The 20814-nt window shown below is 32.8% G+C and carries 20 protein-coding genes; 10 read left to right on the top strand and 10 right to left on the bottom strand.

What is annotated here, in order from left to right; all coding sequences use genetic code 11:
* The first annotated feature begins 4 nt into the window (after nucleotides 1–4).
* Genes NEF87_RS04860 through NEF87_RS04845 form a run of 4 tightly spaced genes read left to right on the top strand, consistent with a single transcriptional unit; the run spans nucleotide 5 to nucleotide 4080 of the window.
* Complete coding sequence (locus NEF87_RS04860) at nucleotides 5–1087, top strand: protein-glutamate methylesterase/protein-glutamine glutaminase (RefSeq protein ID WP_371805278.1); 1083 nt, start codon at nucleotides 5–7, stop codon at nucleotides 1085–1087.
* A 19-nt stretch (nucleotides 1088–1106) separates the two neighbouring features.
* Complete coding sequence (locus NEF87_RS04855) at nucleotides 1107–2759, top strand: chemotaxis protein CheW (protein ID WP_371805277.1); 1653 nt, start codon at nucleotides 1107–1109, stop codon at nucleotides 2757–2759.
* A gap of 15 nt (nucleotides 2760–2774) precedes the next feature.
* Nucleotides 2775–3281 carry a chemotaxis protein CheD gene (locus NEF87_RS04850; protein ID WP_371805276.1) on the top strand — a complete coding sequence of 169 codons (507 nt, stop codon included), beginning with the start codon at nucleotides 2775–2777 and terminating at the stop codon, nucleotides 3279–3281.
* A 10-nt stretch (nucleotides 3282–3291) separates the two neighbouring features.
* A complete protein-coding gene (locus NEF87_RS04845) occupies nucleotides 3292–4080 on the top strand; it encodes a response regulator (protein ID WP_371805275.1) in 789 nt (262 codons plus the stop codon).
* Nucleotides 4081–4131: 51 nt separating this feature from the next.
* On the opposite strand, the gene NEF87_RS04840 is transcribed toward NEF87_RS04845, so the two are convergent.
* Nucleotides 4132–5337, bottom strand: coding sequence for a BNR-4 repeat-containing protein (locus NEF87_RS04840; protein WP_457918894.1), 1206 nt, complete (start codon nucleotides 5335–5337; stop codon nucleotides 4132–4134).
* A 355-nt stretch (nucleotides 5338–5692) separates the two neighbouring features.
* Between NEF87_RS04840 and NEF87_RS04835 the strand changes: the two genes are divergently transcribed.
* From NEF87_RS04835 to NEF87_RS04820, 4 genes are all read left to right on the top strand, one after another.
* On the top strand, nucleotides 5693–5899 hold the full coding sequence (locus tag NEF87_RS04835) for a hypothetical protein (protein ID WP_371805273.1): 207 nt from the start codon (nucleotides 5693–5695) through the stop codon (nucleotides 5897–5899).
* A 123-nt stretch (nucleotides 5900–6022) separates the two neighbouring features.
* Nucleotides 6023–6973, top strand: coding sequence for a hypothetical protein (locus NEF87_RS04830; RefSeq protein WP_457918893.1), 951 nt, complete (start codon nucleotides 6023–6025; stop codon nucleotides 6971–6973).
* A 230-nt stretch (nucleotides 6974–7203) separates the two neighbouring features.
* Complete coding sequence (locus NEF87_RS04825) at nucleotides 7204–9684, top strand: hypothetical protein (RefSeq protein WP_457918892.1); 2481 nt, start codon at nucleotides 7204–7206, stop codon at nucleotides 9682–9684.
* A 7-nt stretch (nucleotides 9685–9691) separates the two neighbouring features.
* On the top strand, nucleotides 9692–9961 hold the full coding sequence (locus tag NEF87_RS04820) for a hypothetical protein (RefSeq protein WP_457918891.1): 270 nt from the start codon (nucleotides 9692–9694) through the stop codon (nucleotides 9959–9961).
* A gap of 18 nt (nucleotides 9962–9979) precedes the next feature.
* On the opposite strand, the gene NEF87_RS04815 is transcribed toward NEF87_RS04820, so the two are convergent.
* A complete protein-coding gene (locus NEF87_RS04815) occupies nucleotides 9980–10594 on the bottom strand; it encodes a chemotaxis protein CheC (RefSeq protein WP_457918890.1) in 615 nt (204 codons plus the stop codon).
* Nucleotides 10595–10890: 296 nt separating this feature from the next.
* Here NEF87_RS04815 and NEF87_RS04810 point away from each other — a divergent pair, with 296 nt between their 5' ends.
* Entirely contained in the window at nucleotides 10891–13977 is a 3087-nt protein-coding gene (locus NEF87_RS04810; protein WP_457918889.1) for a hypothetical protein, read from the top strand.
* Between the two features lie 37 nt (nucleotides 13978–14014).
* Here NEF87_RS04810 and NEF87_RS04805 read toward each other — a convergent pair whose 3' ends face one another.
* The 6 genes from NEF87_RS04805 to NEF87_RS04780 form a co-directional block, all read right to left on the bottom strand.
* Nucleotides 14015–14314, bottom strand: a complete 300-nt coding sequence (locus NEF87_RS04805) for a hypothetical protein (RefSeq protein WP_457918888.1) — start codon at nucleotides 14312–14314, stop codon at nucleotides 14015–14017.
* Nucleotides 14315–14531: 217 nt separating this feature from the next.
* Complete coding sequence (locus tag NEF87_RS04800) at nucleotides 14532–15569, bottom strand: TFIIB-type zinc ribbon-containing protein (protein ID WP_457918887.1); 1038 nt, start codon at nucleotides 15567–15569, stop codon at nucleotides 14532–14534.
* Nucleotides 15562–15726: a hypothetical protein gene (locus NEF87_RS04795; protein ID WP_371805267.1), complete on the bottom strand. Its 165-nt coding sequence runs from the start codon at nucleotides 15724–15726 to the stop codon at nucleotides 15562–15564. The genes NEF87_RS04800 and NEF87_RS04795 overlap by 8 nt, the downstream gene beginning before the upstream one ends.
* Before the next feature lie 702 nt (nucleotides 15727–16428).
* Nucleotides 16429–16614, bottom strand: a complete 186-nt coding sequence (locus NEF87_RS04790) for a hypothetical protein (protein WP_457918886.1) — start codon at nucleotides 16612–16614, stop codon at nucleotides 16429–16431.
* A gap of 153 nt (nucleotides 16615–16767) precedes the next feature.
* Nucleotides 16768–17109 (bottom strand): hypothetical protein, encoded by a 342-nt coding sequence (locus tag NEF87_RS04785; protein WP_457918885.1) that lies wholly within the window; start codon nucleotides 17107–17109, stop codon nucleotides 16768–16770.
* Nucleotides 17110–17256: 147 nt separating this feature from the next.
* The gene (locus NEF87_RS04780; RefSeq protein ID WP_457918884.1) at nucleotides 17257–18930 is read right to left on the bottom strand and encodes an LpxL/LpxP family acyltransferase; all 1674 of its coding nucleotides are present in this window, start codon (nucleotides 18928–18930) and stop codon (nucleotides 17257–17259) included.
* A gap of 232 nt (nucleotides 18931–19162) precedes the next feature.
* Between NEF87_RS04780 and NEF87_RS04775 the strand changes: the two genes are divergently transcribed.
* A complete protein-coding gene (locus NEF87_RS04775; RefSeq protein ID WP_371805263.1) occupies nucleotides 19163–19342 on the top strand; it encodes a hypothetical protein in 180 nt (59 codons plus the stop codon).
* 35 nt (nucleotides 19343–19377) lie between these two features.
* On the opposite strand, the gene NEF87_RS04770 is transcribed toward NEF87_RS04775, so the two are convergent.
* Nucleotides 19378–19821: a hypothetical protein gene (locus NEF87_RS04770; RefSeq protein ID WP_371805262.1), complete on the bottom strand. Its 444-nt coding sequence runs from the start codon at nucleotides 19819–19821 to the stop codon at nucleotides 19378–19380.
* A gap of 422 nt (nucleotides 19822–20243) precedes the next feature.
* Nucleotides 20244–20735 (bottom strand): flavodoxin domain-containing protein, encoded by a 492-nt coding sequence (locus NEF87_RS04765; RefSeq protein WP_457918883.1) that lies wholly within the window; start codon nucleotides 20733–20735, stop codon nucleotides 20244–20246.
* Nucleotides 20736–20814: the final 79 nt, after the last annotated feature.

Below are 20814 nucleotides of genomic sequence, written 5' to 3'. Positions count from 1 at the left end.
GAAAATGTATAACGTGTTGGTTGTTGATGATTCGGTATTTATGAGGAAAATAATCTCGGATTTAATAAATTCAGATCCTCAGTTTAAAGTGATTGCAACAGCACGTAATGGAAATGAAGCGCTTGACAAAGTGCGTATCTATAATCCTGATGTAGTAACGCTCGATATTGAAATGCCCATTATGAATGGATTGGAAGCATTGTATAATATCATGAACAAATATCCCCGACCTGTCATAATGCTGAGTGCCTACAGTCAGAAAGAAGCACAATCAACATTTAAAGCTATTGAATTAGGTGCGATTGATTTTGTTCCCAAGCCAAGCGGTGAAATTTCGTTAGATTTAAACTCTATTCGAGTGGAGATATTAAACAAATTAAGATCAGCAGTACAAGCAAAAATACGTAAGATTCAAGCTATTTCTCGTGGTCCTATATCATTTCAACCTTCATCCTCCAATAGGAGTACCAATCAATTTATTGAGAAAATCTTAGTTATTGCCTCTTCTACAGGGGGGCCTCGAGCTTTGGTAGAAGTGATTCCAAATCTACCTATTAATATTGACTGTCCTATCTTAGTCGTTCAACACATGCAATCAGGTTTTACAAAATCATTTGCAGATAGGTTAAATTCATTATCAATTTTACCCGTTTCTGAAGCCCGTCAGGATGAAATTATACAAAATGGCCATGTTTATGTTGCCCCTGGAGATTTTCATATGACAATAGTCAAAGATCCCAAAAGTAAGTTTCCCCTTTTTCGTATTCAATTAGATGAACGCGAAAAAATGCTCGGGGTCAGACCCAATGCAGATTATTTATTTGAATCAGCAGCGGCTATTTTCCCAAACAATATTGTGGGAGTAGTCTTAACTGGAATGGGTCGCGATGGATCAAGAGGATCCAATCTGATCAAGAATGTGGGAGGGTATGTCATTACCGAAGATGAATCTACCTCCGTTGTATTTGGTATGCCCAAGATGGCTGCTCCGTACGCCGATATGGTGGCTCCCCTCTATGATATTCCACAACATATTATAACGTTTATTAGGAAATTGAATAAGAAAGAACAAAGAAAGAAAAATTAAATAAATAGGTCGAATAAAAATGTCAATAAAAGATTCGCAAATAATGATGGCGGAAATTCCAATAGTCCGATTTCAGATTGAGAATATAAATTTTGGAATCGATGTTTATCAGATTCGGGATATCATCCGATTGGATGATATTACACGAGTTCCAAATTGTCCAGATTATATTATGGGCGTCATCAACCTCAGAGGTCAAATCATTCCTGTTGTAAACCTTCGGAAACGTTTGAGTTTTGATGTGACAGAATATAAAGAGGATGGGAGGGTATTAATCGTTGAGTTTGGTGATGAAATCTCTGGCTTGGTGGTTGATTCCGTTTCAGAAGTAATGCTTCTCTCTTCCCATAATATTGAGCCAAGACCTCGTTATCTTGTCAATAATATTGATGCCAATTATTTGGTGGGATTGGGACTTAACGAAACAGGTCAAAATTTTGAAGAATCAAGTTTTTCTGCTAATAAGGCTCATGGAGATTCTGATTTTATTCTGTTACTTGATATTGCCAAAGTACTTAATTTAGTCGCCAAACAAAAGGAAGAATCGATTATAAAGCGCATTGTTGAAAGAAAAGCCACGATGTTAAATGAAGAGCGGGAAAAGATACGAGCAGAAATTCTCAAAATGAAAGATTTACAGAAAGATGATATTCTCTCGACCCTCCAGGCAAAGCTCACTACTCAAACAAATAGTAAATCAACTAAAATTGATGATACCTTTAAGGAACGCCAAATGGAAATAATCGAAAAAATTCGTCAAAGTCAAGATTCCACATTAAATATCAATTTTAATTCAAAATCAGAGCAACCAAAAATTTCCATGGATTTATCACCAAAAGTTGCTGTTTCTTCAAATGTTGAAGCACTAAAAATCAATACTACTGACTCAAAAGTGGATGTTCAACCAAAGAAAAGAAAAGTAAAACGTGTGATCGTTCGGAAAAAGACTGATACTCCTCAAATCACTCTGGAAACTCCAAAAGAAGTTCCCTTAGGAAAATTAGTCTTGCCGGATGCACAATATGATAACATTACAACAAAACGGGACACAACTTTCGAAGATTTAGATGAGATGCAAAGAAGCTTAATTCAAGAAATTGGAAACATTGGAGCTGGAAATGCGGCAACGGCCCTTTCCACCATGATCGATAAACGGGTTGATATCTCAGTGCCTCGGGTAGATGTTGTTCCTACTGAATTTCTCTCAGAAAAACTTGGGGGTTCTGATCAGTTGACCATTGCCATCTATTTGGGTGTTGAAGGAGATGTATCAATGTATATGATGCTGGTGTTTAAGAAATCCAGCGCATTGAGATTATCCGATCAATTATTGTTTCAAGAACGTCCTGAAGAGGAATTAGAAACGAATGAGCCTTTAGGCCAGATGGATGAATCTGCATTGATGGAAATTGCGAATATTTTAGGAAGTCATTATTTGACCGCTCTATCGGAATTTACCGGGCTGCATATGATTCCTAGCCCTCCAAGTTTGGCTTATGATATGCTTGGATCTGTCATTGATTTTATCCAAATCGAATTGGAAGAAAAAGTTGATACTGCCTTAATTTTGAACACTGATATCATTGTGGAGAAAAAGAAAATTGAAGGATATATTTTGATATTACCAATTCCAGAATCAATTACAAGTATGTTATCAGAAATGGGGCTCTAAACGGGGATGGAAAAAATGTCTACAACAACAGTTCAAACTCAAAAATCGAATCGAATCACCATTGGTATTTCTGAAATGAGTCTTGGCAAAGCAGATACATTGTTAATAACTGTTGGACTTGGTTCATGTGTTGGAATTGCTTTATGGGATCCCATAACTAAAATTGGAGGGTTAAGTCACATCATGTTGCCTGACAGTAATGCGATTCGAAATCACAAGAAATTTAATCCAGGGAAATTTGCTAACACCGCAGTACCACTATTGATTGATTATATGGAAAAAGCGGGGGCCAAAAAAACGCGAATCATTGCAAAAATTGCTGGAGGGGCTCAAATGTTTAATTTCTCTCGTTTTGATGTTGGCAAACGAAATGTTGAAGCGGTAAAAGCAATGCTAGAAGAACATAAAATTCCCCTCAAAGCCGAAGATTGCTTGGGTGATAAGGGCAGAACCATCCTCTTCAATTGTGATAATGGGGTTCTCATTGTTAAAAAAATCGGTAAGGATATGAAAAAAATCTAAGGTGATATGAATGGCTGCGAAAATCTTAATTGTCGATGATGCCTTATTTATGCGTCAATTGGTTAGAAACTTATTAAAAGAATTTGAATATGATGTCGTCGGGGAAGCTGCTAATGGAAAGGAAGCTATTGCAAAATATTTTGAATTAAAACCAGATTTGATGATCTGCGATGTTGTTATGCCTGAAATGAACGGATTAGATGCAATCGAAGCGATTATTAAGAAAGATCCCGCTGCGAAAATCGTAATGTTAAGTGCCTTGGATGAACAAGAGACCGTAATTAATGCATTGCATAATGGGGCGAAAGACTATCTGGTTAAACCGGTTCAAAAAAAAAATTTTATCCGAACCATTCAGCGTGTGTTAGCTGTGGATGATATCCAGAATCAGCGCAATATTTTACTCGAAGTATATTCTCAAATTTTTGATGATTTAGAAAACTACATCGAATCTGCTTTGAGTCAAGAAATTCTCACCCAAATCTCTTACATTCTTCGTTCGGTAGAAATGGATAATTCTGAAGATTTCTATTATGATGAAAAGCGTAATCGGGTTTTCTTACAATCTAAAAGTCAAATTGAATTTTCTGTATTGAATTCTCTCTTAATCGCCTTAACTGAACGTATTAAAGCCAAAGTGGAAACTTACATCCCTTATGCAAAAAATATCATCATTGAAGCATTTCGATTTGTGTATTTGCGAAATAAGAAAATGATCGGAACACATCCCATAGAATATCCGGCTTGGTTAGAATCGGAAGTGAAATTTGTTAATGACGTGATGTCCTATTTGTTTTAAATTACGCATGTTTTCGTATAATTTTTTGCAAAAATTTTTTATCTTGAATTCTCAACCTTTCAGTAAATTAATTTTGGTATTGTAAAAGAATTTGAAGTACCGGTATTTTCCATGCATCCACAGGATATGATCGGTATTTTGATCATAACCTCGCGGAAAAACTGGTCTAACATTCATATTTTTTGAATCTGCTGTAAGTTGGGTCGAAATCCAAGTGTGTCCTAAATTTTTCGTTTCCCATTTCTCAATCTCAAAATTAGATTTAATTTGTCGGGAGAGATAAATTATGTTTGGATTTTGTTGATTAAACACCATTCCCCCAGAATAATGAGGTTCTAGTTCAAATTTGGAGATAAAACTTTGAGGGAACCATCTACCTGCTTTCACCAATTCTTGGTCTAACCATTGATGTCCATCCCAACGGGTAAAATGATATCGGTGATCGGTTTTAGATGGTAATCGGGTATATAATACATAAGGGTGATCCTTATCATCAGTCATTATATCCCATATCCATGCACGTACGTTGGTTAAAGATCCATCGTACAATTTGTCACAATTACTGTGGGGGATAGGGTTGTTTGCGGTCACTTCCATCACATCTCCATTCAATTTGCGAAATTTACCGTTTTTATATTGTAAATAATAAATAGAATTCTGTGATTCATTTCGGGGATGCCCGTCAGTAAAAATAAGATGAATTATTCGCTTTCCATTTGAATATATTTTGGTATATGGACGAATAGATCTTTTACTTCTTCCTTCGTCTTGGATTAAAACTTGTGGGGAATTCCACATTTTCCCATCCTTTGAGGTGCTATAGGTGGGTTTCCAGGATTCTCCTCGCCAGAATACAAAAAATAATTTTTCCGAATGAAGATAAACCGGATGAGAATAGGTTACCTTTCGTTGTTTGCAGACAGTTACTTCCTCCTCCCATAGAGAAATATCTTCTGGATTCACGGTAGTACGCGAATATAATCCCGGTTTGTCATGACGGGCATAGAAGGCCATAATTCGATTATCAGGAAGAATCAGAAACGATCCAACATTATGATCGTCTCTATCCCAGTTTTTTTTTAAAGTGAAAGTTTTAATCTCTTTAGTTTCATGGTTGAAAGATCCACATTGCAATTTTCCCTTTCGAGTCATCCATTGAGCATAGGTTTTGGTAAAAATGCCTCTAATAAAGATTGCTCTGGGATCTTGAAACCAACACCAAGCACCATCATCGGAAAATTCATAGATTTCAACCAAATTTCTCATATTTTATTAAAAGTCATCTACATTAAAGTTTTTTTATTCTTTTTGCAATTTTTGTTATCAAAACACTCTACGGAACCCGTTCAACCTTTTATGTAAGAAAATAATTTAACCTTGAGGAAAAACATTGATAAATTCTGAATTAAATTTTCTTTTTACAAATTTTGCCCGTTGAAAATGTGTTTTCCGTTGTTGTAATCCGTAATCTCTTCTTTTGACTTTTTGGTGAATTGATAGAAAATATTTCTTGGAATTATTCTTAATAATCTCCCATAAGTAAAAAAATTCTTCAATCATATTTAGCAGTTAAATCATGAGAATTCACAAAATCATTGATTGAGCTATTAGGATGTGTCTTCTGTTGCGCAAGGAGAATAATCAAAATTCTAATGATCTCACGTGCTACGATGAATCCTCACATTGGGATGAAATTGAAGAACTTGATGACTTTGTCGTAGAAAGTTTATTGGAAGAAGAAATACGTGAATTTAAAAAATTGGTTCGATTACAAAAAATAATCGAAATAAACAAACGAAAACCACAATATTATATTTAGTCCCCAAACTATTACCAAAATGCTGTGAATTCGTCAGAATTCACCAAAGAATTTAATGATGGGATGAATTTGGTTGAAATTCCCCCATTTTTTTCTTTTTTTTAAATTATCCTGTGATAGGCTATGGCACCCCAAAAAAATACTCAGATAAATTCCATTGAAGATTTTCCCGAGAGTCAAATTTCTATGTCTGAGCAAAAAACTTCACCGAAAAATTTGATTGATCATTGGGTTGCTCAAATTATTCAAATTGTAGGTCAAATTTCTGCGTCATTTCCTATTTTTACTCAAGTAGATACTTCCAATAAACCTAAAAATGTATCGTATTCTCAAGCAGAATCTCATATAAATCATTTAATCTTGCTAATAAAAGCCTCCATCTTCCAGACTAATTCTTCATTGAATAAAATTACTGATTTTGGAGAAGAAGATCTCCCAAAAATCATTTCCTCCGTTTCTAAATTGAATGAGTTACAAGAAAATTTTCAAGAAATAAAAAAGAACATGGTGGAAGTCTTAGATTTAATCGATGTGTCTCAATTTAGTTATTGTTCTTCATGTCAGACCCTCGAGAAAAGTATTGATTTTTCTCTTTGTGATCAATGCCACTCAGTTTTAATCAAAGGGCAAGAAATTCGTGACTTTCTCATCCACAATTATTTTTCCAAGGAAATACCTTATCCTATGGAAATTATTCAATCTCTCCATCAAAAGTTTAAGGGACAGGTTAAAGAACTTTCGTTTGAAGTGCAAGGTTTGGAAAAAAAACGTCAGCTCGTTGAAGTACCTCTAGAATTGAATCTTAATCCTTCAGCAACTTATAGTTTTTTTGTGATTGATGATACTCATGAACTTGTTCCCATGACCACACCAATTATGGAGAATGAGTCTAATGTGCAGAATCAGAAAGCAGATCATGAAATATGTCGTGAATGTGGAACCAAAATGCGTTTTTTACGATCCACGATGTACTATGAGACCTCGGCGGATCTCTTTCAATGTCCCAAATGTTCCATGGAAAAAATGATGAATTTCAAACCGATTTGGGAATCCAATATTCAAGATTCTGATTAATTGTAAGAAATTTTGTCTTGACTTGAGCATCAATATTTTAATATCTTCACTTTTTATCTGTATTTGCAATGAATAGACAATTAATCTATAAAGTCCATTTCAATTTTCCACATCAAATTATTATTGCTTAGTTAATGACTTATTTGTATATTTTTTTTTCAAGAAAGATAGCAAATAATAACAATTAAATAGCAATGTTATCTATTATTCCATCATAGGAGTGAAATTAAATGACTCAAAAGACACAAAAAAAATTCATGCTTCAATCATTATTAGTTGGAATTGGGACTACGCTTACTTATAGTATTACCTCCGCTGAAGGTCAAATTTATTCGCAATTATTTAAAAGCGGTATTTCTACCCGAATTATATGGGCATTATGGTGGGGGGTGTTTGTGCTTCCTTATCTCATTTTGAAAATCGATAATTCTTCCATTACAAGTTTTTTTATGATAACTTTGTTCTATATTGTTGGTTTCTTTATTCCAGAATTTGGAAATAGACATTTTTTGATAGACTACATCGTTTTTCGATTAACTATTCCTGAAATGATCTATTCTATTTTCATCGGAATTTTAACTGGTATTTATTATTCTTCACAGAAACGAATTCGTGCTAAAATGGATGATGAAGATCAAAACGCCTTCATTTCTAAATTGAAACAGATTTATAAACCTTATTCTATTCTAACACCTGCTATTTTGATAGGATGTGTTGTTTATTACTTTAATGATCAAAGTTATACCATTTTTGAGGATGGAGCGTCAACTATTTTGATTTTAAGTTCAATAATTTTTTTTTTGTTGTTAATTCAGGATTTTCATTTCATAAAAGCTATTTTATTAGATTTCATAATCGAATTATGTATATTTACATTTATTGGAATTTTTGGATTGCAAATTCCTGCTATGCATAACCCAGCCTATGGAAGATATGTTAACTATTCTGCTTTTTTCAAACAATTCTCTGAAGTGTTTTATATTCAGATTATCTGCCTTGTCTTTTTGATAACACTTCAGATTGGTTGTATCATAAGCGAAATTCCCGCAGTTATCACTAATTCCCGTTTTGATCGTAAACTTAAAAGATTAGAGAAGAAAGCAATGCGGATGTATGCAACATCGAAATCTGAAAAAGAAATTCCCTTGAGGTCTGATCGTACTGTTAAACCTCCTTACACTTTATTTTCAGGTTATGATCGGGCTGATTATCAAAAATATCAAGAATTGCGAAAAATTGAAGAATCATTGATTAAAGAAGAAAAACGATTTGTGAAAAGTCAAAATTCTAAATCTATCTCAAAATTATTTTCTATTCCACTCCCAAAGACCGCATTTATTGAAGACTCTAGCTTAGATAACAAAACCAGTAAGAAAGGCGATCAAAATATAGAAATCGGAACCGCTGAAATTAATATGAAAAATTATATTCACTATCTATTCAATGGATCCTGGCTTTCTTCCCTTGCTATCTCTATTTTAGCAAGTATGTCATTTCTTTATATCACCTTTTTGGGATTAAATCGCTTCAATTGGGGGATTCTTCCTTTTGCTTACATTCCAGTTGGATTAATTACCATTTTTACTCTAATTATCTTGTTCATACCAACACATCCGAATTCTCTCAAAGATTACTTCAAGAATGGTAAAAAAGACTATAGCCTCTTGATTTTTCTATCCAGTGTTGTTTTAAATATCGCTTTTTCTATTATATTTCCACCAATCGGAATAGTTCTAATTATCATTGAAATTTACTTAATCAATCCATTTATGAGTGCTCAACTACAAAAGAAACAAAAGCAAGCACAGAAAATTGAATCTCCTCTATTTGATTTAATTCATGGTATTCGATTAATTATATGGCCCGTTATAATCTTCAACACAATGATTTATCCCAATCAATTCATTTTGCATCTAATCTCTTTTCTGATTTTCGTTCTCCTTCAATCTGCTTTTCTCTTTATAAAAATTGGATGGAATGATGGGAAATACTTTCTGATTTCTGACTTTATAATCTCTTTTGGTCTTATATTTTTTTCAATCTTATTAAATATGCAAGGTTGGGAATTTTTACAAGTCTTATCGATCATTTTTGGAGTTATAGTATTAAGTTTATCTGGTGTTATTTTCCAAATTCAATATTTTAATATTAAAATTTATTCAGAAGGTTTTTTCAAGCCGATTTCTGGAGAAATGAATCTTTGGTTAGAAAACTATGATAAAATAAGGCACAATAAAAAAATTAACAGAAGTCTTCTCCGACAAAATAAATTGAAGGTAAAGCAAGAAGAATTGGATCTAAAACAAGAAGAACTAAAATATCAACAAGAAAAACTAAGACAAGAGCAAAATGAGTTTTATTATAATTCGATTCAAGACCAAAATACAAGTATTCCTCAGAAAGGAAGCTCCTTTCCTAAGGAAAAAGCTGAATACATGTGTCCCATTTGTAAGGAAATGTTAGAATTTACTGCCAAAGAAATCGAAATTTTGCAGGAACAAGAGTATCTCTTCTGTCCTAATTGTCGGGAAAAAGTATCCCTTAATGAAATTTTAGAACCATCATTTAATTCTTTAATTTTTGAGCATAGGAAAATTTTGGAGGATGTTGAAAGTAAACGAATTAAAATGTCAGAAGAAAATACAAACTCGAATGATGCAATTAATTCTCGATTTCATCAACAAAATTTGACTCAACATAAAGGAAAGTGATGGTTTAATGCCAAAATCCAGTGAAGCTAAAGTTAATCTCGCGAAAAAATTATTGGAAGCTGGCATGCCCCAACGTGATGTGCAAAAAATTTTGCAAAAAACCTTTGGGTCTGGTATGTCGAATACCACTTTTCAAAAAATAATGGAAAAAAATGACGAAGTTTCTCAGTTAAAAGAAGAAATCGAGACCTTACAGGCAAAACTTGAAAAATCACAGCACGATCTTGCCTTATACAAACATCTCTATTTTGAATTGTTACAGACTTTAAAAAAATAATATTCTTTTTTTTATTAATTACATTGCTAACATCATATCCAATCCCAAAGCTTTCATCATATAATCGATGGCGGCCTTGTCGGGCAAGAAAAAGAAATCACCCAAGATGGCATCCACGCCTTCCATTTTTAGTTCATTATGAATAACCAGGGCGTATTGAATTTTTGAGCGTAGATTAACATTTTGAAATGTGCCAAATCCAATTTTGGGGGGGGTGCATACCATGGAGACTGAAATAAAATCACTGATACTGGTGACGTAATGCCCATTGAGAATGCTACCAATTTCTGTCATGGCACTTTCATCCATTTCTCCGAGTTTTGAAATGGTATTTGGATCTTCTCGTTCTATCGGCATCCCTAGAACATTATCTACTACTACGTTGGTAAAGAAATACGGAATCACCATTAAAATTCCTGCTTCTACCGTGCCTAATACTTCCTCATAAATAGTTACGACTTTTCCTCTCTGAGCAATGATCTCTGGAATTTGAGCCATTGTTATCACAGGTGGTCTAGTCGGGGTAGGCAATACAATCGAATCTAACATGTCTGACAATGCTGTGGTTGCGTGCGATGCTCCAATATTTCCAATTTCTTGTAACGCCGATATTTCCATTTCTCCGATTTGCATTGGTCAGCTTACCTTCGAGATTATTTTTTTTGATTTGAACAAAAGAAAATAGTTTCTATAGTATTAGGAGTGCATTTTTGCCATTAATATTTAAATGGTTAAAAAAAATGCAAAATTTTATTGAAAAAAATCTAATTTTTTAATATTTGGAAGTCAAAAACCATCGATTCTTCACAAATCTTCTGAAAAACTTCCTAACACGAACTGATTATATAATCAATTTGGTATTTCATACTTAAGAAAGAGTTACATATATGAACTCTTCTAAAAGTGTAATGCAGATTGTGGAGTAGATTATGATGGAAAATGGGCGGGTAAAAAGTGATTCCGCAGAAATAGTCAAGATTATGGAACAATTAAAGGAGGAAATTATTAGAGAACTCCCAAAACAAAAAGCATATTTAAAAACTCAAGAGAAATTTAATGATGAGCTTGACGATTTAAACCTCGCCCATAAAGAAAACAAACTGGTTTTGGAGAATGTAAAGCTGGAAATATCCAAATTTTCCAAAGGGGTTGAAAATGCGAATAAAAACCAGACTGAAGTGCTTGGAGATTTAATTAAGACTGTTGGTGAAGGTTTTGATGATTTTCAAACCCATCTTCAAAAGTTTGCTTCCAATGTATCTCACTTAAATTCATCTGAAATAGAACAAAGTTCAAAGAAAATTCTTAAAACTTTAGAAAACGATACAAAAACCATTTTAAATTCTTTGGCTCCCTTACAAAGTTTGTTAGGTAAGGAGCAATTTGCGAAATTTATTGCAGAATTTAATAAGATGCTTCTCGATATCTCTGATAAACTCCATAATAAAATGGAATTAAGTACCACAGAATTATTAGCTGGCCAAAAAATCTTAGCCTCAGCAGATCTTGTTAAAAATCTTCAAAAAAATTTGTATGAATCGCTTGTCCAAAAACTGGAATCTATTTATCGGAAGATAGAATCTTCTCCACTTCCTACTATGTTAGAATCTTTACAGAAACAGATTGGGACAGATATTACACGAAAAGTCGGTCAAATTGAACAAAAGATTAATGAATCTCCAGTTCCAAATATGGTGCGTGAACTACAAATCGAATTTGGAAAGGAGCTTAACAAAAATACTGCACTTCTTTCAAATAAAATTGAAAATTCTCCGATTCCACAAATGATTCAAAATGTTGATCAACGGCTTGTTTCCTTGGAAAAGAATACTTTACTCAAATCGAATCAAAGAATGGAAGATCATATTCGAAAAGTCGAATCACCTGCGTTTTTCACTCCCTTAGTTTCTCAAGTTACAAAATCTATTTCAGAAAATAATTCTAAGTTGGGGAAGTATATTGATACATCCATATTACAGACAACAGCAGCTTTAGGAAAAGAAAAAAGTATTAATTCGATCCGAGAAGGCCTAGGTGTTCTCCAATCAGAGATATCGAAAACTAGTAAAGCAGTTGATTTAGAAAAACTCCGAAAAGATTTGGATTTGATTAACGCTCTCCCTGAAATCAACAAATTACAGAAAAATTTGGCTAAATATGTTGAAACAGCACCCAAAGATGCCCAAGTTGTTAGCATTCAAAAAACTTTAGCTCAATTATCCTCCCAAGTGGCTCAATTAAGTCTGGAAAGCAGTTTGAAACAATTGGAAAAGACTATCCAAAAACAAGATCCGACTCCAATTGTCAAAACTTTGATTCCCGAAGTTCAAAAATTGATTTCTCCCTTAGCTACCCAAAAAGAAGTAAAAGATCTCTCCGAAAAAACCTTGAGAATTAGTCAAGATGTCGCAAAACTGCCTAACCAAGGAATAATTGAAAAAATACGGCAAAATACCGATACAATTATACCTAACCGCTTGGAACAAGATACAAAACAAGTTTTAAGCGCTTCTAAGGAAAATTTCACCGTTTCTTCTGCTAACAAAGAATTACTGATTAAACAGAGTGAAAAACTAAATCAAGTTAATACACAACTCAATACTGTTGCTAAAAATCAAAATTTAAATGAATTTCGACTACTCTATGAAAAAAGTTTTCCTACTATTAAAACCGAAATTATGGGGGAAATTGGTAAACTTGAGAAGGAACATCTACAACATTTTCAACTCCTATCAAAAACCCAAGAAGAACTTGGAAATCTGAATAAAAGTACACAAAAAGTTCCTGAATTAGTACAATTCGTCACAAAAGATTTATATGCTCAAGTAAATCAAGGAAAGCAAGATTTAAGTCAATTTTCCAGTCGGTCCTTAGAAAATACAACAAATATCGAAAAAACACTTAACAATCTGAATGGAAAAGTTGCTTTAGAGAGTACCATGGTTGAGATTAAAAAGAATACTTCTCCCGAATGGTATAAAGAATTTCTAGGTGAAATAAAAAATGCTATATTACCTGTGGTTCGTTCGTGTACCGAACCTTTAGCACAAAAACAAGTTTTGGATTCAATATCTCATGATTTTGCTATTTCCATTAATCAAATTCTTGCAAATATTGGAAAAACACATGAAAATCACACTAATTTGATGTCGGTGGCTCAAGACACTCGCAAAGTCGTTTCAAATTTACCCAATCACGAAGAATTTTCCAGTTTTCAAAGATCGATCGATTTACTTGTGAAAGAACGTTTGCCTGAAATCATTGAAGAAGCCTTGCTCTTAACCGCCAAGGAAGATTCTCTAGATAAAATGAAAGCTGAAGTTCGTGCGGACTTGAAAGAATTATTTGCGATTCAGACTCTTGTACAAGATACAACAAAAGCCAACCGGGAAGATTTTGAACAATATTCAAAGGTATTTGACAAATTTTCAGAATTCACAACCACATCCTTAAATTCAATCTATGAGAATGTATCGGAAGGTGCCTGGGATCGGTATTTGGATCAAATCAAGATGCCTTTAAACAGGCTTGCTAAAGAAGAATCTCTAAATAGTTTTAAACACTACTTTGAGCGGCAACATAATGATCTTCTGGGTTTATCGGAAGACATGAAACAAAAAATACTCGTCAATCAAACAAAATTAGGTACGGTCCAAGATCTCATTGGAAATACTGCAACTCAGGAAAATCTAATCAATCTTGCAGAAATTATGGTTTCACAGATCAAAAATCCCTTAGAAGAAAGTCTTAAGCCAAGTATAAATGCTTCAGCTAAGCAGGATACTCTGATCTCAAACCACGAAGCTGTGATGGAAGTTTTGAATAACTTTGCCAAACGGGATGAAATATTGAAAATTCAGACTGATCAAGACACTATGAATAAATTTCTTTTTAAATTACTAAAAATCACTGAAAATAATGAAGAACATTTCAATTATCTTGGTGAACAGTTGGTTTCACTTTCTGAAAAACTTACCCTGCTTTTTGAGTTTTTAAAACGAGTATCTGGTGTTTAAAATAATCTTCTTTTTTTATTTTTGGTAAAAACAACTTTCAAACTAAATGAGGGGAATTTTTTTTGATTTCTTCTAAACCACGGGCCGCTAATTCCCGAATTTGGGCATTATCTGAGTTTAATTGTTCTTTAAAATAGGGAAGCAAGTTAATCGAAAGATTTTCAATCCTCTTAGCAGATTTTTGGGTGAATTGATCGATTATATGATTTAACTGAATGTTAGATTCTTCCTGAATCCATTTCATTTGTAAATGGTATGTCTTTTGGAGTTCCTCATCCAATTTTTTTTGACTAAAAGATATTCGAGAATTTTTTACGGGATTAGATTTTGCGGTCATTGAAATATCCTAATTAATCTTTGATCATCTTGGTGATAAGTATGCTATTTACTCATCTTGAAAATTTAAAAAATATTTTATTATTCTCCCAATATTAACATTTATCGATGATTTCATGAATTGGGAAGAATTATCTGTAAAAATGTAAAATCAGCTGAAATTTTATTGTATAACAAAATCTGAATAAAAATTGGGAAAAAACAAAATAAAATTGTAATTATCTTACTGTGATTGCTTGTTGGAATATTCTTTTGTATTTTCGGAGAGTTGTTTCACTCATGCCGACTTTATTGGAAAAATCTTTTTGGGTGATACTCACATTCAGCTTATTTGCCCTTTTCATAATGTTGTAGGCAAAAAAGATGGATATGGATGCCAAATGTTTTGGATTATTAATTGAATCTCCAATTTGGCTTGATTCTAATCGAGTTAAGACTTTTGTGGCCACTTTTTCCAATAAATCCGAAAATTGGAGTTTAGCTACCAATTGCGGAATAAATTGTCTCGCACTTAAAACAGGAAGTGTAATTTGGAAATTATCCATGATATAAGTAAAGCATTTTCGGATGGTTGAATGTTCTTGTTTGCTAACTTTCTCAATATCTTGGAAGAACACCGGAATTTGGTGTTGTCTACAAGTGGTATACACCGTGGCAGCGACCATTGCTTTTATTCCTCTTCCTTGAATTGCATTTTTGCGATAAATTTTCGCGTACAGATTTCCAGCACTTTCTCCAATGTATTCAGGTAATTCTAATTGGTAAATATATCTATTAATTTCTTTCTTCATAATAATTTGATGAATGTCTGCCCATGTGTGAGTCCATTTTTCTGCTTTTTTTAGCTTTTGGAATAATTTTTCACTAATAGGATCTTTGCGTTTGGCAGATACTGAGTTTTTTTTAATTATTTCATCATCATAATTGGTAAAACTGATAGCAGATTTATCTGTGAAAAACATATGTGATTCTACGACCATACCACAACTTGTGCAAATTAAATCTCCTGTCACATCATCTTGAATAAGTTCTTCAGATCCGCAATCGGTGCAATCGATTCTATCAATTTCAACTTTTCCAATTTGTCGTGAACGATCCTTCTTTTTGTATTGTCGTTTTGATTCACAGGTGTCAGAAGGTGTCACATGCCCATCAATCGAATCCATCGGGATATGATCTGATCCGGTTGATGGGTCATGGACGAAGGTTGCGCCAAGGTGTTTCTTTTTGTGGTAGTTTCCAATTGTTTCAGTCATTGCTATCACTTTTCGTGTTTACCGAAAGGATTTTCCTACGTTTGACAGGCCCTTGCCAGGGTCCTTGCCACCATATGTGCCACCATATGTTTTCAATATGAGCCACCATATTGTTCGTGTTTGATCTATGTAATTTGTTCCGTCCGGGACTTGCCAAGATGCAACCCCCGATAAAACACCAGGGGTTGCGGGATGGCGAGTCCCTTTCAGATCAAATGATACCTGACAAACGTAGGTTTCCTTGCTGGCTAATAATAATAAAGTGTTCTAATTACTTATACCTTTGGAATCGATGATTAGAAGAATTATTGAAGGAATTCGGAATACTTTATAGGATCGAATCTTATTCTACCCTAAGAAGTATTCTTTTTGGGTAAAAAATAGGAAATCGTATTATTTTGATTTTGACACTTTCGTCTCATCTAAAGGATCAAAAAAAAAATTGATTGATCTGGGATACAAAATAATAAAAAATAATACGAATCATTCCAATCTTAAAATGGTTGAAGACATTGAAAAATGTCTTATAAATTTTATAATAAGCTCTTGAAGTACTGGAGTTTTTCCTCAAGATAGAACCGTTTGTAATAGAAATAATTTAAAAAATTTTTTGCAAAAATCTCTATTATTTTATCTTATCATCTAAAAACAAAATATTAACAATATCTTCGAGATAATTTTTCTTTGCTCTTAACTATTTATGGGAAATAGAGTATAAGTAGTTTATACTAATTCGAAAATTCAAAATAGTGCAATTTTGACTTCTTTTTCTTACATTTCTACATAATGACAAAAATGTAGAAAAAAAATGTATGGAAAAATAAGTTTTGGAATTTTATAGAAATAAAAAAAAAATGTGTTATTGATTGGTAAATAATGTTTGTGAGTGAATTTGAGGTGTTTTTCGTTTAGATAATAATTGGAATCCCAAAAAAAACAGAAGATAAAAACCCAAAAATCCCCCAGCAATAGGATTGTACCAAAATAGCAAACCAACAATAACAGTTAAAATGACTCCTAGAAGAATAAGCTCTTTAAGTTTCATGCAATCTCCCTCATTCATCTTCATAAACTTAAGATATATAAACCTATGGAATTTAAATGCTCATTTCCGAACCCTATAAGTTTGCAGTTCTCCGATAATAGAATTTAAAAACTTTAGAAAAAAAATATACTAAGGCTTCAAAACCCCATGAAATTAGACTTCAGGGCGTTTCTTTTTTTGGGATTCTTTATATTCGCTAAATGAATATTCCACCCATTTTTGACTCGCTTTGCGCTTTTGAAATCGAATGAAAAGAAAGCCTACAACAAGTGTCATAAAAATCGCAGGAAGGATGAAGTATAATGCTGATCCTCCCCAAATTATTATGTATAGCCAAAGGGCTGCTGTAATTCCAAAACCGTAGAAAAAAATACGTTTTTCAAGAACCTCATCTGGAATAGAATTTTCTTCATTCGTATCCTGATCTGAAGATTTGTCAACATTGGATTGTTCTTCAGATTTCTCTGTTAAATCGTTTTCGCGTTCAATGGACATTTTTCTAAAACCACTTGTAATTTTGCTACAATAAATAAAATGAAAACCGATTAATGAATATTCTCACCCTAATTTTCGTGATGATCAACTCTTAGTTAATTGCGACAGAATTCTTCAAAATTAAAAAAAAATTTTTTAAAAATGAATTTATACTTGCACTGCATTTCCGGTCTTGGTTTGGTCTTTCAGTGATAAATAAAGTTCATCTTCTGATATCATCGTGTTTTTACTGATACAATTGTGCAAAATCTTAATATTGTTGATTATATTCGTCCTATATGCTTCCATCTGAAGTGTTACTCTATTTTCCAAAATATACCGCTTCATAACTCTCCATATTTTGGATTTCCACTCCGATATAAAATTCTGCTGACTAACACACAGATTATAGGCTTCTTCAAAATCATCAATGAATTGCAACGGTATTTCCTCAGGATCTTTAAGAAAATAAATATTACTCAATTTTATTTCTAACTCTGAAAAAGAAGTAGCTGCTTTTAATTCTGTTAATTTTGAAAGCTCATTGTTCAATACTTGACAAATTTTACACATTTCTGATAATGAATCCCTAATACTAAGATCGATCTTGGTTTTATGATTTCGAAAGTTTTTCTGTGGATCACTTAAATCAGATTCAATTTTATTGAAAAATTTTAGGATTACTTTTTTAATTTCTTTATCATTTCGTTCAGGTTCAAAACTATCTTCAAGGATAGAGATCATTTTTTGCTTCGATTTTTCAATTATATTTGCAATTGTTGAATTGCTTTCGAAACGCAACTCGTCTTTACATCTCCGAGTAGGTAATCTCATTAATTCTTCCCAAACATGAGCATATTTCCTAGCGAAGGGGTATAAAACCCTATTTATTTCCGTGGACAATCTTCCATGGAATTCTTGAGTTGTCGAATTTTGATAATCTTTCGATATTTTCATAATGGAAGAATTATCCAGAAAAATCAAACGAGATTTGCCAAATGTTTGATCGGGGACTGCTATAGCGGGGAGTATAATTGCACCTGTCAATCTGTGAAGTTTAATATAACTTTGGGGGGCATTGATTAGAAAAGGAAATTTTCCCTGGATAAATGGCACTTTTAATTGACCTTTGGTCGAATAATCGTGATACATTAATAAAATATGGTTGGATTCTAAATGACGCTTCAAATAAGGAGATATTTTAGAAAATTTTGTACTTGCATAACAATACAAGTTATCGAATTCCTTTCGATTCCCATTTTCATACATAGTCATATTTGCGATTGAGATTACACTCGTAACTGTGTAGTGCTTAGGATGTTGAAATAACATGGAAGGAACATGAAGGTGTTGTCCAATATGTAAAGTTGGAATAATCACACCTTTACCTAAGGCGAGTGCTTCATCAAGTTTTTCGATATTTTCATAATCATAGTAAGTTGATATTGGTAAATCGCTGGTAAGAGGTAACCGAAACCCGATATCGATAAATAGCATTCCCATATATTTTGCAAAGGCATCAACCCATTTCGTCAGTTTTTTTTCTGAAATTGAAGGATACAGTGCTTTAAGGCTGGCTCTTGCTTTTTTTTGAACCGAACGAGAAGACCCAAAAAGAAACTTGCCTATTAGATGTCCCCACGCATTTAAATTAGATAAAGGCAAAAACTTATTTGGGCGATAAATCCGATAGCGACCGATCCAAGCAATAAACCGAAAAATACCTTTCATACTAGATCCCCAACTTTGGTTTTCTTCCTTTTTCCGAAAATTTCCCTTGTTCACTCCTTGTTGCTGATCAGACCGTAAATTTCGTTTATCAGCGTAGAATATATGGGCCATAAGTTTTTGTAGTGGTAATAGAATAAAAATTATTTGATAATTTACCTTTGTTTTTTGTAGTAATTGGTTCTTCCATCAAAAAGGGGGCTCTTTAATAAATATGTTTATTTTTGATCATAAAAAATACAAAATTGCCAATTAACAAAAATTACGCTAAAGAATATTAAACAAAAAGATATTGGTACCAATGTTTTTAAGGGTGAGTTGGATTAAGTAAGTTGGTGAAAATGAAATGACAGATAATCTTGTGTTTTTGTCGAAAGAGAAAGTGAAAGTGGGTCGTTTCAGAGATCGGAGTCTTAATGAATTTGATCTCGATGATTTATCAAAAGAAAATTACATATCATTCCTGGAAAACATATATGATGAAGTGTTACGGGCGCGTGTTCATAAAAAAACATTTAAAAACTAACCTAAAGACTAATCTTTTTTTAACTTTTCTTCTTTTTATCGGATAATGAGTTCTTCAATGACCTTATTATACTTTCGGCTTTTATCATTTAGAAGATCCAATGAAAATTGATCCTGCTTATTGAATTCTTTCACTATATCGTGAGTTCGAATTGCTAAGGTAGAATCCTGGTGTAATTCATTACGTTTATCAAAGTAGATTTTGTGGGGTTGATCCAAATTTCTGGAACGCGTTTTTCCACAATATAAGGTTTCATATTTTTCCAAGTTGGATCGTAGAAGTGGGCTAATATTACGAAGCTGATCTTCATTTAAAGTTTCAGACAAGAATTTATCTAAAAAATCCGCCGCTTCAAAGGCTCCAAGAACGAATTCTTTGATTTTCATTCCGTATGATCCTCCAAGCTCTTGATATCGTTCCCATAAATCCATCGGAAGGTCAATTGATACTTTTCGCGTCGGTACTCTTTGTTTAGGCATTTTTTTTTTCCCCGTATTATATTCTTTGAAAAGAAAGACTCTAACTAAAAGGCATATTTTGACAAAAATTCTAAAGAATTATCATAAAAAATATTATTTTTTAGGATCAGAATTCAATAATCTCTATAAATATCAAGCAAATGATATACATTAAAGTGCTCTAAAATGGTCAAAAAGCCATTTTTTTTGAGATGGGTCATTTTTTTAATTTTTAGAAGGATTCCAATAGAATATCCCCAAATTCTTTTAAATAATTCGCTCTTGCTGAAAATAATATTTGTCCTGATTTAGGCAATAAATTTACTCAAAATTACCTTTGAGCCGACAATTTCCTTTCAATGTCTTCAAATTTGAAATATTTTATAGATACAAAAAAAGTATTTGCTTACCAAGATATCATTTCTTGAATGAAAAAAAAATTTTTAAACTTTCATAATTGTGTTAATTTGGCTGGAAATATCTAATAATTCTTCAGGATCTATGAAATCTCGATCAATAAATGGCATTTTCACCTTGTTTGCAAATATTTTCATCATTGTAAAATCTTCTTCCCCTAAACGATTAAGAATCAATCTTCCCTTAGCCATTCCTACCCAAATGATGCACGATCCCAATTTTTTCTTAAGTTTATCCAAATAACTTATCCCTCGTTGCCCCGCTAAACATACACCTAGAAGAATTATTTTTTTTTGCTTCAACCATCGTTCATTTTTATCCACAAAATTTACAATTTCAGGGTGGATTTCTTCAGCGTAAATTCCTGAAGCAATAAGAACGCATTCATAATCTTTATCTTCTCTAACAAATTCTGCAGGCGTTATCAATTTGAGATTTTCTAATTCTTTTGCTAATGTTTCCACAATTTCCTTAGTTGAACCATATTTTGATCCATAAATCGCTAAAATTTTTGCCATGAAATTGAGAATTTTTCCTCAGTTTAATACTGTGGGAAAAAAATAAAAAGTAAGTAAAGAGAAATTAATTGAAAATTAA

This window comes from Candidatus Lokiarchaeum ossiferum, from assembly GCA_025839675.1.
Lineage (GTDB): Archaea > Asgardarchaeota > Lokiarchaeia > Sigyniarchaeales > Promethearchaeaceae > Lokiarchaeum > Lokiarchaeum ossiferum.
The sequence above is the reverse complement of the archived record's forward strand: the minus strand, read 5'-3'. Positions and strand labels throughout refer to the sequence as shown.